At 48.7% G+C, this 14,446-nt stretch carries 11 protein-coding genes; 8 read left to right on the forward strand and 3 right to left on the reverse strand.

The window, feature by feature from the left end; genetic code table 11:
- Window positions 1-139 precede the first annotated feature (139 nt).
- Window positions 140-547 carry a hypothetical protein gene (locus tag M3661_RS09020; RefSeq protein WP_021254519.1) on the reverse strand — a complete coding sequence of 136 codons (408 nt, stop codon included), beginning with the start codon at window positions 545-547 and terminating at the stop codon, window positions 140-142.
- 180 nt (window positions 548-727) lie between these two features.
- On the opposite strand from M3661_RS09020, the gene M3661_RS09025 reads away from it, so the two are divergent.
- The 5 genes from M3661_RS09025 to M3661_RS09045 all read left to right on the forward strand — a co-directional run bounded on the left by M3661_RS09025 (window position 728) and on the right by M3661_RS09045 (window position 9,022).
- On the forward strand, window positions 728-961 hold the full coding sequence (locus M3661_RS09025) for a KTSC domain-containing protein (RefSeq protein WP_065290416.1): 234 nt from the start codon (window positions 728-730) through the stop codon (window positions 959-961).
- A gap of 136 nt (window positions 962-1,097) precedes the next feature.
- Window positions 1,098-1,643: a DUF4912 domain-containing protein gene (locus M3661_RS09030; protein WP_251483861.1), complete on the forward strand. Its 546-nt coding sequence runs from the start codon at window positions 1,098-1,100 to the stop codon at window positions 1,641-1,643.
- The gene (locus M3661_RS09035; RefSeq protein WP_251483863.1) at window positions 1,640-4,603 is read left to right on the forward strand and encodes a 1,4-alpha-glucan branching protein domain-containing protein; all 2,964 of its coding nucleotides are present in this window, start codon (window positions 1,640-1,642) and stop codon (window positions 4,601-4,603) included. The genes M3661_RS09030 and M3661_RS09035 overlap by 4 nt, the downstream gene beginning before the upstream one ends.
- Window positions 4,600-7,029, forward strand: coding sequence for a sugar phosphate nucleotidyltransferase (locus M3661_RS09040; protein ID WP_251483865.1), 2,430 nt, complete (start codon window positions 4,600-4,602; stop codon window positions 7,027-7,029). Before M3661_RS09035 ends, M3661_RS09040 begins: the two co-directional genes overlap by 4 nt.
- Before the next feature lie 4 nt (window positions 7,030-7,033).
- Complete coding sequence (locus tag M3661_RS09045) at window positions 7,034-9,022, forward strand: glycoside hydrolase family 15 protein (protein WP_251483867.1); 1,989 nt, start codon at window positions 7,034-7,036, stop codon at window positions 9,020-9,022.
- A gap of 141 nt (window positions 9,023-9,163) precedes the next feature.
- On the opposite strand, the gene M3661_RS09050 is transcribed toward M3661_RS09045, so the two are convergent.
- Together M3661_RS09050 and leuB are read right to left on the reverse strand one after the other, a co-directional pair.
- Entirely contained in the window at window positions 9,164-9,709 is a 546-nt protein-coding gene (locus M3661_RS09050) for a peroxiredoxin (protein ID WP_021254513.1), read from the reverse strand.
- Window positions 9,710-9,933: 224 nt separating this feature from the next.
- Window positions 9,934-11,013 (reverse strand): 3-isopropylmalate dehydrogenase, encoded by a 1,080-nt coding sequence (gene leuB / locus M3661_RS09055; protein ID WP_251483869.1) that lies wholly within the window; start codon window positions 11,011-11,013, stop codon window positions 9,934-9,936.
- A 286-nt stretch (window positions 11,014-11,299) separates the two neighbouring features.
- Between leuB and M3661_RS09060 the strand changes: the two genes are divergently transcribed.
- The 3 genes from M3661_RS09060 (at window position 11,300) to M3661_RS09070 (ending at window position 14,420) form a co-directional block, all read left to right on the forward strand.
- Window positions 11,300-12,391, forward strand: coding sequence for a glycosyltransferase family 61 protein (locus M3661_RS09060; RefSeq protein ID WP_251483872.1), 1,092 nt, complete (start codon window positions 11,300-11,302; stop codon window positions 12,389-12,391).
- A gap of 240 nt (window positions 12,392-12,631) precedes the next feature.
- Window positions 12,632-13,273, forward strand: a complete 642-nt coding sequence (locus M3661_RS09065; protein ID WP_251483874.1) for an acetyltransferase — start codon at window positions 12,632-12,634, stop codon at window positions 13,271-13,273.
- A gap of 40 nt (window positions 13,274-13,313) precedes the next feature.
- Window positions 13,314-14,420, forward strand: a complete 1,107-nt coding sequence (locus tag M3661_RS09070) for a DegT/DnrJ/EryC1/StrS family aminotransferase (RefSeq protein ID WP_251483878.1) — start codon at window positions 13,314-13,316, stop codon at window positions 14,418-14,420.
- Window positions 14,421-14,446 lie beyond the last annotated feature (26 nt).

Consider the following 14,446-nt stretch of genomic DNA (forward strand, 5'->3'; position numbering starts at 1 on the left):
AAGTAAGCTAAAATGCCTGTCTCATTGCATGACAAAGAGGCGCCATGCGCCTATCGCCCTACGATGGAGCGTACCTCGGAGCACGCTGTTTGACGATCGGCCGCCGCCTCTTCCTCTAATCCTATATGACAGACAGCTTCTATTTCTGCTTCAGCAGCTTCGCTCTGCGACGACTCATTAAGGCCAATCGACGCTTCAGCTCCGCTTCCCATTGTGTATCTTTCCACTGCTTGGCCAATGCAAGCAAATCAAGCGCATTATCGATTTGTGTCTTCACTAGTTCTAGCGGATCATCATGCTCTTGATTAATGCAGTTCTCGAACATACCTTCATCATCCGTGTGTACATAGTCACGGAAGTCAATTTCTTCCGCACCGTCATCTGATGAATATTCCGCCAGTATTTCGTATTCGCTTTCAACTAAGTAATGGACTTCAATGCGATGACAGACCGGACACAGCAGCAGGGGAACATTATGAATGCGTGTTCGATAATGCTGCAGGGTACCCGTTGTCCCGATCATGCTTGCTCCACAACAAAAGCTCATGTTCTCCCTCCTCGCTCTGCGGTAAGCTAAGATTATTGTAGTGTATTCGATAGCCCCTCTAATAATTCCTTTAATTCTGATAAAACTTCCTTCAAACGTCCTACCTTAAGCTCCCCGCGTATAACTGTGTGCCCATGGGCATATAGATGTAAATAATACAAAGAAGCGGGAGGCATACTTATGAAATCAAATGTACTGTTCATCGCCTCGAAGCAAATTCAATACGTACATTATGACGAATCAAACCTCAAATTGGTTGTGCACTATGCAGATGGGAAGCAAGACGCATTTTCATCCATATCGTCAAGCTGGTTCGAGCAGTTAATGCATTCTGACAATCAATACGATGATGTCATGAAACTTTCGGAAGGTCTGTTAAATGGAAGCTTGAAGAAGCGTCATGAACATGTGTGAGCGTCAATATTTCCAAGTTTGAAATCAAATGTAAAAGCATTTTCATTTTCAAAGGTTCCAATCCTTTTTTCAAATATTCATAAAAGGAACAGACATGAAACACCGATTGCATGGATAGTATAGGTTGAAGCATGAAGTGATTTCCAGGAAAGGAGGAGCGCTTATTCCTGCTGCCGATGCACGGACGCCATCATCCTATCGTCAACATTCTGCCTTGCAATTGTTACTTAAAGACCCCTTTACCCTATTCGCCTATTGGTTCATCACAGCACGCACACAAGCAGCCGTAGAGCGACACTATCGAATGGGCTGGAACGAAATGACCAAAGCGATACAGCTGTATGAAGTACCGCGTGCCGATTTTCCTCACTGCAAGCTAGGCGCATCTAACCAAGTATTACTGCATCCCGTGGAATCGCATGAGAGCTCCGTATATCTGCAGCCTGTTAAGCCGAATCGTTCATACATAGCTGATTATGGCATCATTCCGGCATCGCAATCCTTTGTACCACTTGCACGTTCAACATTCGTTCATACCCCCTACTTGCAATCATATGGCGAATTCCCTGAGCAGATGGGTGCCTTACAAGCCATACATTTGGAGCAAGCAGAAGCTGGATCGCCATTTCCATCATTCTCATCTTATACGTTATATGAAAATCGAGAAGGAGTTTGTGAATGAACGCATTTGTCCCAGTAAGCTCTCATCCCAGCATGCACACGCAAGGATTAGTATCCCTCGTTCTGCATGCACATTTGCCTTATGTGCGCCACCCGCATGTACAGCGCACATTGGAAGAACGCTGGTTTTTCGAAGCCATGTTGGAGACGTACCTCCCACTGCTTCATACCTTCGGCCAGCTTGAGCGAGACAACATCCCGTTTCGCCTTACGATGACGTTAACCCCGACTTTGCTGTCCATGATGGACGATGCGGAGATGAAAGTGCGGTTTGAATCCCACTTGCAGCGTTCAATTGGCTTGGCTGAATCCGAAGTAAAGAGATTGGCAGGCCGCAATGACCTGCAGGACGTCGCTGCAATGTATGTGGAGCGGTGGCATCAATTGAAGTCCATCTACGCTCGGCTCGAAGGCAATGTCATTAATGGATATCGGCATTATGTCCAAAAAGGGAACTTGGAATGCATGACATGTGCTGCAACTCATGCCTTCCTCCCTCTAATTAAGCAGCCATCCCTAGCTTACCTGCAAATTGAGGTGGGGATGCGGGAACACGAGCGGCTGCTCGGCAGACGGCCTAACGGAATCTGGCTGCCAGAGTGCGCCTATGCACCAGAACTTAGCCCGCTTCTTCAGGAATGCGGGATTCAATATTTTATTGTTGATCACCATGGATTCGTCAATGCAATGCCGCAGCCAACAGCCATGCATTATGCTCCTATTGACACAGGAGGAGGGGTATTCGCCTTCGCACGCGATCCAGATTCCTCAAGACAAGTATGGAGCACACACGAAGGGTATCCGGGTGACCATGATTATCGAGAATATTATCGGGACATCGGCTACGATCTTGGCTGGAACAGTACAGATGAATGGGATTATATTCGTCCTCACCTGCTGGATAATGAAGCACGAATCAATACAGGACTCAAATATTATCGAATTACCGGAGTACATGACGTTCCTAAAGAACCATACCGACCAGAATGGGCCCTGCACAAAGCTAGGGAACACGCACGTCACTTCTTGAACAACAGAGAGCTTCAACTTGAAGCGGCTCAAGTAGATGGGGATCGCCTTCCGATTGCCATCAGCCCCTATGATGCAGAACTATTCGGACATTGGTGGTTCGAAGGCCCGCTATGGATAGAAGCATTATTCCGAGAGCAGTCGGAACGAACCCGCCATCATACACAACGCATTGAGTTCGTAACACCAAGTGATTACCTATCGCGATACCCCAAGCAGGAAAAGGCCCAATTATCGTTCTGCAGTTGGGGACGCGGCGGATATGCGGATGTCTGGCTGCAACAGGGAAATGACTGGATGTATCCACGTCTTCATGAGACGGAAGATCGAATCCTGCACACTGTATCCCATATCGATAAGGAGGCACCTTCAAGCTTCCATGACATGCAAGAGCGCATTATCAATCAAGCTATCACCGAATGGATGCTCGCAGCGAGCAGCGATTGGGCTTTCATCGTAGATGCAGGGACGGTGATCGAGTATGCTGGGATGCGAACGACCCAGCATCTGGAGCGATGCCACAACCTGCTGGACATGATTGAGCGGGGCGTGTACGACCAAGTACTTGTCGAGCGGATGGAGGGAGAATACCCTTGCTTCCCTACAGTTGATTATCGGCTTCTATCCAGCAGAGCTAGGCATTCAATCGAGCGAATGTACCATTTCAATGCAGCCTATCCCCCTACCAAACGAACTATACCATTCAACTGTCCCCAACCTATTTTGGCACATCATCCACAATATCGTTCCAACAAACGCATCTTAATGATAGCTTGGGAATTCCCGCCTCTCGTTGTAGGCGGGCTGTCACGAGCCGTATATGATCTCTCCCGCCATTTAAGCAAGAAGCAATGCGAAATTCATGTAGTCACTCGCGAAGTGCCAGGCGCACCTGACTATGAGCTAATGGATGGGGTTCACGTCTATCGTGTCCCACTTATACAGACAGCTTCACCACTAGAGTTCATGGATTGGGTGTTCCATATGAACGCTGCCATTTCATCACTCGTTGATGATCTCATAGATGCCGGTCTGACCTTCGACCTCATGCACGCCCATGATTGGCTCGTCTACCCTGCCGCAGCAGACTTGAAGCAGACTTACCATTGGCCGCTGGTAGCTACCATTCATGCCACCGAGCATGGACGCAATCATGGCCGGCTGCACGGCGAGCTTCAGCAGCGAATCCATGACATGGAAGCAAGCTTGACAGCAGAGGCCGACCATACCATTGTGTGCAGCCATGCCATGGTTCAGGAGGTCGCATCTCTATTCGATCTTACACGGCAGCGCGTTACCATGATACCAAATGGGGTTGACGCGATTGACATAGCTATACCAGCTGGTTCGATCAACAACCTAGAACATCGCACTGATCTAGTAGATTCCCAACTTCTCTTCTATGTTGGCCGCCTTGTCTATGAGAAGGGCATCCATATTCTCATTGAGGCAATGCCACTTATTATACAGTCTGTTCCACAAGCGAAGCTGATTATCGCCGGTACTGGACCCATGAGACAGCAATTAGAGGCTCAGGCCACACAGCTAGGACTGCAAGAACATATCCTCTTCGCTGGATTTGTACAGGATGAGGCACGGGATGCGTGGATTGCAGCCTCATCGGTATGTGTATTCCCCAGTCTATATGAACCCTTCGGAATCGTTGCGCTTGAAGCAATGCGGTTCGGAACACCTGTTGTCGTATCAGACACGGGTGGACTCGCTGAAATCATTGATCATGCTGTAGATGGATACAAAGCACTCCCAGGACATATTGAATCATTAGCATGGCATGTAACGGATCTCCTCCTCCATCCTGAGCGAGCTGCTCAAATGGCTGCAAAAGCACAACAGAAGGTTCGAGCGCACTACGACTGGAATACGATAGCTGTGTCAACGAGACAAGTATATGAAGGAGTGATCGCTCGATGAAGGCAGTGATTATGGCAGGCGGCAAAGGTACACGGCTTCGCCCGTTGACACTAGGCACACCCAAGCCAATGGTTCCCCTATTGAATCGTCCGTGCATGGAATACATTATTGAATTGTTGAAGAGGTACGACATTCATCAAATCGCCGTTACCGTACAATATTTGCCCGATGTGATTCGCAACCATTTCGGTGACGGCTCCAAATATGGCGTGCAGCTGCATTATTTCGAGGAGGACGCTCCTCTCGGTACGGCAGGCAGCATTAAGAATGCTGAGTCCTTCCTTAATGAATCGTTCATCGTCATCAGCGGCGATGCCTTGACCGACTTCAATCTGCGCCAGGCCATCCACTATCATAAGGAGAAGCAGGCAATCGCTACGATGGTACTGACGCAAGTAAGTTTGCCTCTCGAATATGGGGTGGTCATGACCGATGAAGAGGGCCGGGTCTCCCGCTTCCTTGAGAAGCCTAGTTACGGAGAAATATTCAGCGACACCGTCAATACTGGCATCTATATATTGGAGCCAGAAATATTAGATTGGATTCCGGAGCGGGAAAGCTATGACTTCAGTCTGCATCTCTTCCCAAGACTGCTTCAAGAACAGCAGCGACTATACGGATATACTGCTTCCGGATACTGGTCAGATATTGGAAACTTACAGCAATATCGGCAGACTCAATTCGATATGCTCGATCGCCGCGTAGATGTGCACATTCAAGCAGCAGAACCGATGCCAGGTCTATTCGTAGAGTCAGGCGTGAGGCTCCCTTCCCGTATTAGACTGAGCGGACCTGCCTATATCGGATCAGATTCGATTCTCCACCCTTCCTGCTCGATCGGACCATATACCATTCTCGGCTCCGGCAATATTGTGTTCCCGCACAGCTCACTTACACGCTCCATCTTGTGGAACGGAAACCGCGTTGCCAAGCACTGCGACATTGAAGATGCGATCCTGCTCCACCGCACGAACATCGGCAGTGATGTACACATTCAAGAAGGCGCCGTTATTGGAAGCGGCTGTACGATCGGCGATAAATCCCATATCCGTTCTCAAGTTAAACTGTGGCCGAACAAAGAGGTTGAAGCACATAGCATCGTGAATGCTACGCTCATCTGGGGCAATGCAGCTGCCTCACTGTTCAAGGGCAGCAAAATATGCGGAAGTCCGAATAGCGAGCTGACCCCAGAATTTATCGGCAAGCTGGCCTGTGCTTATGGATCGATCCTCAATCGGGAATCATCTATTGTTCTGGCTGCATCTTCGCATCCTTTTGACACCATAATGAAGAATGCCTGTGCAGCAGGACTTCAATCACAGGGCATTCATATCATTGATATCGGAGACGCTCCGCTGGAATGCTTGCGGCATGCTGTTACCACACTGAAGGCCGATGGCGGCATTCATTTCAAGGTACTGTCCGCTAGCGAGGATGCCAAGTTCGAACAAATGGTGATGAGCTGGATGGATGCAAGAGGAATGCCATTCGCGAAAAGTTTGGAGCGTAAGATCGAAAATGCCTACTTCCAAGAAGACTTTGCGCGAACACCAATCGAATATATGGGGCGCAGAAGAAGCGAAGAACACGCGATAACCTCCTATTTTACAACACTATCCAAGGCCATTGACTTCAATCTAATTCAATCTGCAAGCTTCAAGCTCATCGTTCAGAGCTCAGGTGCAGAAGCAGCACTCGTTCAACAATGGTCTTCCCTGACCGGAGGCATCCTGCTGCATACCCAATCTGATGTGCCGTCCCCAGCTGCCGTTATTGAGCATATTCGAAATGTTCAGGCTGACATGGGCATCATGCTGACCGAAGATGAAGGGTTCCGCATTTATATGAGTGACGGCACAAGCATGCATCATAATCATCTGCTTCCGCTGCTGCTGCAGGCGCTTGTCCAAACGGGCGTCAACGCGAGCATTGGGGTGCCGATCAGCGCTCCTGTTACAGCAGAGCAAATTGTCAGTCGCAGCGGGGTAAGGATCGTACGGACGCAGGAGCCGCTTCGCTCCCAGATGGAAGCCACGAGCGGCATCGCCTTGTTGCCTGCGGCACATCGCTTATATGCGATTAGTCTGATTTTGCAGCTTATGGCAGACACCGGACAGCCGCTGCACGAACTTGTTGCGGATATTCCAACCCTGCATACCGCCATTGAAGAAGTGACCTGCCCCCGTTCTGACAAAGGCAGTGTCATGCGCGAGATGACCGAGTGGGTTCGCCAGTCCTCCTATCGCGCGGAATTTCTGGATGGAATTAAGATTGAGACGCCTGAGGGCTCCATTCTTATTCAGCCGGATCAAGAAGAGCCTTTGTTCCGCGTTATTTCACAAGCAGACAGTATGACCAAAGCGCGAATTCTAGCTCATGAATATGCAGGACGGTTAATCCAGACGCAGTCCCCGTTAAGGAAGTGATGACGTGCCGCGCCATCTAGTCGTTGGAAATGGCAAATTTCTCGTGAACCTTGACGAGCACGCCTATGTAAGGGATGTCTATTATCCGTATGTTGGTCAACTGAATCATACAGCCGGCTATCCCAGCCGTCTCGGGGTATGGGTGGAAGGTCAATTCAGCTGGCTAGGCGATCCAGAGTGGAACATTCGCCTGGCTTATCAAGAAGATTCGCTTGTTACCGATGTAACCGCCACACACGAAGGGCTTGGTATTGTGCTTCATATGAATGATGCCGTTCACCAGCGGGATTCGATCTACTTGAAGCGGATTGTCATCTCGAATGGTAATCCAAACCCACGTGAAGTACGCTTATTTTTCCATCAGGATCTGTCCATCAATGAAACGGAAGTTGGCGATACAGCAGGATATTACCCTGACAATGGCACGTTATTTCATTACAAAAAAGATCGCTACTTCATGTTCAATGGCTGCATCACCCAGCATCATGGTGAAATAGCAGGCATACACCAATACACGACAGGCATCAAGCGATTTCATCAGGCAGAGGGAACGTGGAAGGACGCAGAGGATGGGCATCTTATGGGAAATCCTATCGCCCAAGGCTCTGTTGACAGCACGATCTGCTTGCGCACGATCGTCCCCGGCTCAGACAGCCGGGAGAGCTATTATTGGCTCAGTGTTGGTAATCGGCTTGATGAGGTGAAACAACTTGATCGATATGTAAGAGACAGCGGCCCTGCACAACTGATCCAGCGTGTCAGCACCTACTGGAAGCGTTGGTCGAATCAGCACCAGCTTGATTTCGCCGATCTGGAGCCCGAGCTGATACGCCTATTTAAGCTCAGCCTGCTTATCATTCGCACGCAGACAGACGTGAACGGGGCAATCATTGCAGCGAATGATACGGACATTATGCAATTCAATCGGGATCATTACAGCTATATGTGGCCTCGGGATGGCGCACTTGTCGCGGAAGCGATGTCCGCTGCGGGATACCATGGGATGACAGCCCCCTTCTTCCGCTTCTGTGCGGATGCGCTGACTGCGGAAGGATACTTGCTGCACAAGTATAATCCTGACGGCACCGTCGGTTCCAGCTGGCATCCCTATCTGCGCGACGGCAAATCGCAACTGCCGATCCAAGAGGACGAGACCGGACTTGTGCTGTGGGCACTGTGGAGATATTACGAACATCACCGAGACATCGAGCTCCCTCAATCACTCTATCAATCCTTAATCCGCAAGGCTGCCAAGTTCATGATTCACTACCGCGATCCCGAATTGAAGCTCCCCCTGCCCAGCTATGATCTATGGGAGGAGCGGTATGGAATATTCACCTTCACCGCTTCAGCTGTTTACAGCGGCTTAGTAGCTGCTTCCAACTTTGCATCTCTGTTCGGGGATGAGGAACGAGCTGACCGCTTCCGCAGCGCCGCAGAGGAAATCAAGACAGCGATGCTTGCCCATCTATGGAATGAAGAAGCCGGATGCTTCGTACGCGGACTGTACCGGAAAGAAGGGAAATGGGCTCAGGATTGTACGCCCGAGAGCAGCATTCTAGCCATTTATATGTTCGGTGTACTTCCTGCTGACGATGAGCGGGTACTGTCAACCGTTCGCGTATTGAAGAGTAAGCTGTCCATTCGCAGCCAAACTGGGGGGATTGCGCGCTACTGGCGGGATTACTACTTCCAGCGCAGCAATGATCCGGGCCTTGCTCCCGGAAATCCGTGGATCATCTGTACCCTCTGGTTCGCAGCCCATGACATCGATACCGCCTCCAGCCTGAAGGAACTGCAAGCCGCACATGATACCTTGCGCTGGGTGGAAGCACACAGTCTGGCAAGCGGATTGCTTCCTGAGCAGTTGGATCCATTCGATGGCTCACCATTGTCCGTTGCACCCTTAACTTGGTCACATGCAACATACATTCATACCGTTCTGAAGTATATTGAGAAATACAAGCAATTGGAGGCAGCCTGTTTATCTTGAACTTAGAGCTTGAATAACCTCTAATTTCGATTCCCTCTAGCTGATGAATTCGATATCTCTCTTTCATACACGAATAAGCCCCGCAGATTTCTGCGGGGCTTTCCTTTCATTTGCCTTGCTATATACCAATTGGCAGACCGTCTAGGCGTTCAAGTTCTTATCTCCCGGCTTCCAATTGATTGGGCACAATCCGCCGGACTGCAGCGCCTGCAACACACGAAGCGTCTCCTCTACGCTGCGCCCTACATTGTTATGGTTCACGACTTGATATTTCAGTTCGCCCTCTGGGTCAATAATGAACAAGCCACGCAGTGCAATGCCATCCTCTTCTATTAAGACACCATAGTCGCGTGCAACATTCTTCGTAATATCGGAGGCGAGCGGGAAGTTGATTTTGCCAAGACCATTCAGCTCTCTTGGTGTATTGATCCATGCTTTGTGGCTGTGGATGGAATCAACGGATACCCCTAAGATTTCCGTGTTCAATGCTTTGAACTCTTCCGCAGCTTCGCTCAATGCCGTTATCTCGGTCGGGCATACAAATGTGAAATCGAGCGGGTAAAAGAAAAATACGAGCCATTTCTCCCGGTAATCCGACAAAGATGCTGCTCCAAATCCTTGTCCGTCACCTTTTGCAGTTTCCATATTGAATTCTGGAGCAGGTCTGCCTACCAAACGTTCTGCCAAGCTAAATTCCTCCTAAGTACTAACTGAATTGTCATTTATTATATCATTCTACCCGTTCGATTCAAAAATGACACGCCCCAAACCAACCTGCATGCAATCAACGGCTTACTGGAGCTATTGTCATCATATAGAGCTGATCATTCCCAGGAATGTCTGTCCAAAATGACTGGCAACAAAGCAAAGGCCAACTCATCCTTCTAAGAGTTGGCCTTATCATCATCCCATTATTTTGTCATAGCTGCCACAATCAGATCGCCCATTGCTTCCGTTCCGATCGCCTTAGACTTATCTGTAGCGATATCGCCTGTCCGATGTCCGCTATCCAGCACTTCCTTCACTGCATCTTCAATGGATTGTGCCGCATCTTCATAACCGAATGTCAATCGGAACATGAGAGCAACCGATAGAATGGTCGCAATTGGATTCGCAATTCCTTGCCCTGCAATATCCGGCGCCGAACCATGTACGGGCTCATACAGACCGAAGCTGCCTTCCCCTAAGGAAGCAGAGGATAGCATGCCGATAGAACCGGTGAGCATGGCTGCTTCATCACTTAAGATATCACCGAACATATTCTCGGTGACGATAACGTCGAAGCTAGCCGGACGACGCAACAGCTGCATCGCGCAGTTATCCACCAATACATGCTCCAGCTCCACATCTGGATATTCAGGTGCAACGCGGTTCACCGTCTCTCTCCACAAGCGCGAAGTCTCAAGCACGTTCGCCTTATCTACCGAAGACAGCTTCTTGCGGCGCTTCTGAGCAACCTCGAATGCTTGGCGTACAATGCGCTCGACTTCCTGTACATTGTAGACACAAGTATCAACGGCTTCCTGTCCATGTTCGCCCTCGCGGCGGAACTTCTCTCCGAAGTAAATCCCGCCTGTCAGTTCACGTACGACAATTAGATCCGTACCTTCAAGCACTTCAGGCTTCAATGTGGATGCATCCTTCAAACAGTCAAATACGACTGCAGGGCGAATATTAGAGAATAAACCAAGCGCCTTGCGAATGCCAAGCAATCCTGTCTCAGGACGAAGCTCCTTCGGATTGTTGTCCCACTTCGGTCCTCCAACCGCTCCTAAAAGAACCGCATCTGCATCCTTGCATAGAGCCAGCGTCTCCTCAGGCAGCGGCGTTCCCTTCTCGTCTATCGCGACTCCCCCGAACAGTCCATGACTCGTCTCGAACGAATATCCGAAAAGTTCCTCCGTACGCTTCAATACCTTCTCCGCTTCTCTTACGACTTCCGGTCCGATACCATCGCCAGCAACAATCGCTATCTTCTTCACTTCTGCCATGTCTGCCACTCCTCGTTCAAGTAATGTTATTCCTGTTGTATCACAAATGAACGAGGTTGGCTAAGATATAAAAGCTATTGTTTTTATAGGTAAAAACTATAACTATCAAAGTATCAGAACCGCTGCTCTCTCTATGTTACTCGTTGAAAAAAATTTTCCCGTCCTATACGCCGTATCTCAAAGCCACTCTCTCTACATAGAATAGAATATCGTAAGCTAGCAATGGAATCTGAAGGGAAATGCTTGATTGAACACAACTCTATCTATAATAGGGAGGGAAGAGAATATGTTAACCATCCCAGAACAATTTTACGAGAAAACAAGTGACTGGGCTGCCACCTATGCGGCACAACAGCATCTACCATTTGAACTCTTTTACCAAGTCATTTATCCGAAAGAATCACTCGCACTGCGTCCTCCAAAAGGCATCGATCCTATCCGCTGGTCTACTATATGCAGCTATGATGAGGCTTTTGTCGCCGCAATTCCGGGTGGACGCCTCATAACTGGAAGCTGCTATGTCGTCACACCAGATCAGAAACGGCTGCTTGACGTGGAATATTATTATCCGTACGCTTCTCAAGCTCTGCCTCCGCCAGAATATTACCCCGGGACGATTGCTACCGTTGTATGGGGATGGAATATTCCGGATCTCGTATTCACACAAGCCATATTCGGACATTGGTTTTTCGATATTTTGCCGCGATTTCACTTACTCCAGCAGAGCGGAATACCTATTGACAAATATGTGATCGGCAAGCTGACCCATCCCTTCCAATATGAATCGCTGGACATGCTGGGTATCCCGCTTGAACGGCTTATTCAGGTCGATCGAAATGAATTCCATATCATGGCTGAGAGACTTCTTGTCCCGGCAGTACCATGGATGACAGGCAAAAGTCCTCGCTGGGCATATGAATATATACGGAGACAACTGAAAGACAACCATCCGGTTCAGCCTATCAGCGGGTATGAACGAATTTACGTCACTAGACAGGATGCTTTCGCTCGCTATGTGATCAATGAAGACGAGGTGCTGGAACTGTTGCATTCCAAAGGATTTACCAAAATTGTGCTTACTCCGCTAACAACTGCTGAGAAGATCGCGATATACTCTTCTGCTCAAGCAGTCGTCGCCCCCTTCGGGAGCGGGAACATTAACTTTGCCTTCTGCAATCCCGGAACGAAGGTTATTGAACTGACGCCGCATACCGTTAAGGACGATTACTTTTGGAAGATAAGCAATCATGCAGGGCTTGACTATTATGAAATCATCTGCGACATTGAGTACCCTGCAAAGCCAGTTGGAGGTGCCGATAACATGTATGTGGATGCGAATAAGCTGCGACACGTGCTTCATCTGGCTGGAATCGAATAGGAGATGTTAATATAGCCAGCTTAAACAACTCTTGAATTAGCCGGGATATAAAACCCTGGCTTTCTTTATTTTGCAGGGACAGCCTTCTGTCGAAAGCAGCCAGACTCCTCGACCTCTCTTTTGGCGCGAACGTCTGCATTTCACCCATTTTAGACGCAATCATTTGTTATGCCTAAGTCGTCCCCCTCACAATCATCATAATGTATCAGTACAGATACTGTGGTCAGGAGGAAATGCTTCGTGTCAAGTAAGCACAAGACTGTAATTATTGGTGCAGGCGGACATGCAAAAGTGATTATCGATATTTTGCAGCATGATTCATCGATAGAGATCATTGGATGTGCGGACAAATCGGAGAAGCCGCAGATTATGGGGATTCCCCTATTAGGCGATGACTCTATCTTGCCTACTTTATTCGCGGATGACATACGCCATGCCTTTGTAGCAATCGGAGACAACAAGCTGCGTTACAAAATAGCAGTTCAAGTAGAGAAGCTGGGCTTTACCCTGATCAATGCCATCAGCCCGTTCGCTTATGTAGCCCCCTCTTCACAGTTAGGATCAGGAATTGCGATCATGCACAACGCAGTCATAAATGCAGAAGCTCAAGTCCATCACTACGCAGTCATTAACACAGGTGCCACAATCGATCATGAATCCGTAATAGAGCGAGCGTGTCATATTGCTCCTGGCACCACACTCTCTGGGAATGTACATGTAAAAGAAGGAAGCTTTCTCGGCACAGGCTCCAAAGTAATCGACGGGGTTACCATTGGGGCATGGTCTATTTTGGGGGCTGGTTCTGTTGCCATTCGCAATATTCCAGAATCCTGTGTTGCTGTTGGGGTTCCAGCTCGCGTCATTAAGCAGATTCACATTTAAATCGAGCTAATTGCAGACATGAATGTTGGAGGGAAATAACATGAATAAATACTACCCTATAGCAACCCCTGTCTTGAATGGAAATGAAACGAAATATGTTCTGGATTGTTTGAATACGACGTGGATCTCTTCCAACGGCCCATATCTGGATCAATTCGAGCAGCAATTCGCTGTCTTCTGCCAATCGAAGCATGCAATCGCCTGCAGCAATGGAACAACTGCACTGCATCTTGCCCTGCTTGCTCATGATGTCGGGCCAGGCGACGAAGTCATCGTACCTACACTTACGTTCGTTGCGACAGCAAATGCGGTGACGTATTGCGGCGCACTACCTGTATTCGTTGACGTTGAAGCCGATACGTGGAACATGGACATTCGAGCAATCGAGCAAAAAATCACTTCCCGTACGAAGGGCATTATCGCGGTACATCTATATGGGCATCCCGCCGACATGGATCCAATCATGGAGATTGCTCACAAATATGATCTGTTTGTCATTGAAGATGCTGCTGAAGCGATTGGGGCGCAGTACAAAGGGAGAATGGCGGGAGCGCTGGGACATACAGCGACATTCAGCCTATTCGGCAATAAAGTCATTACAACTGGGGAAGGCGGTGTTGTCACCACAGATAACGAAGCCATTGCGGAGAAAATAAGATTGCTGCGAGGCCAAGGGATAGATAAGAACAAAAAGTATTGGCATCCGGTCATCGGTTACAACTATCGGATGACGAATATTCAAGCCGCTATCGGATGCGCCCAACTGGAGAAGGTTGAGTGGCATATTCGAGAGCGAATTCGGGTAGCAATGCATTATTATGATTACTTGCAGCATGACAGCAGACTGACACTGCCTGTACAACGAATATGGGCCAAAAATGTATTCTGGATGTTCAGTATTGTGTTGAACGGCCGTTCCGAGCAGCAGCGAGATCATGTCATGCAGCAACTGAAGGACAAAGGAATTGAAACCCGGCCATTCTTCTATCCGATGCACATCCTTCCTCCCTATCGCGATGGTCAGCTATATGAAGAATATCCGATCGCCAACCGAATTGCATCGCAAGGTATGAATCTTCCCAGCCACGGCGAATTAACCAAACAGGATATTCAGTATATCTGCCAATCCTTGCAAGATATACTGTGACGAACAAATGAGCTGTTAGGAGGAGA

The organism is Paenibacillus sp. MER 180 (assembly GCF_023713665.1).
GTDB classification, from domain to species: Bacteria; Bacillota; Bacilli; order Paenibacillales; family Paenibacillaceae; genus Paenibacillus_B; species Paenibacillus_B suaedae.

What these genes read in the sequence shown, in the direction of transcription:
- M3661_RS09025 (WP_065290416.1), top strand. Translation starts at nt 728, where the DNA reads ATGAAATCAAATGTACTGTTCATCGCCTCGAAGCAAATTCAATACGTA.
- M3661_RS09020 (WP_021254519.1), bottom strand. Translation starts at nt 547, where the DNA reads ATGAGCTTTTGTTGTGGAGCAAGCATGATCGGGACAACGGGTACCCTG.
- leuB (WP_251483869.1), bottom strand. Translation starts at nt 11,013, where the DNA reads ATGGCAGAAGTGAAGAAGATAGCGATTGTTGCTGGCGATGGTATCGGA.
- M3661_RS09040 (WP_251483865.1), top strand. Translation starts at nt 4,600, where the DNA reads ATGAAGGCAGTGATTATGGCAGGCGGCAAAGGTACACGGCTTCGCCCG.
- M3661_RS09035 (WP_251483863.1), top strand. Translation starts at nt 1,640, where the DNA reads ATGAACGCATTTGTCCCAGTAAGCTCTCATCCCAGCATGCACACGCAA.
- M3661_RS09070 (WP_251483878.1), top strand. Translation starts at nt 13,314, where the DNA reads ATGAATAAATACTACCCTATAGCAACCCCTGTCTTGAATGGAAATGAA.
- M3661_RS09060 (WP_251483872.1), top strand. Translation starts at nt 11,300, where the DNA reads ATGTTAACCATCCCAGAACAATTTTACGAGAAAACAAGTGACTGGGCT.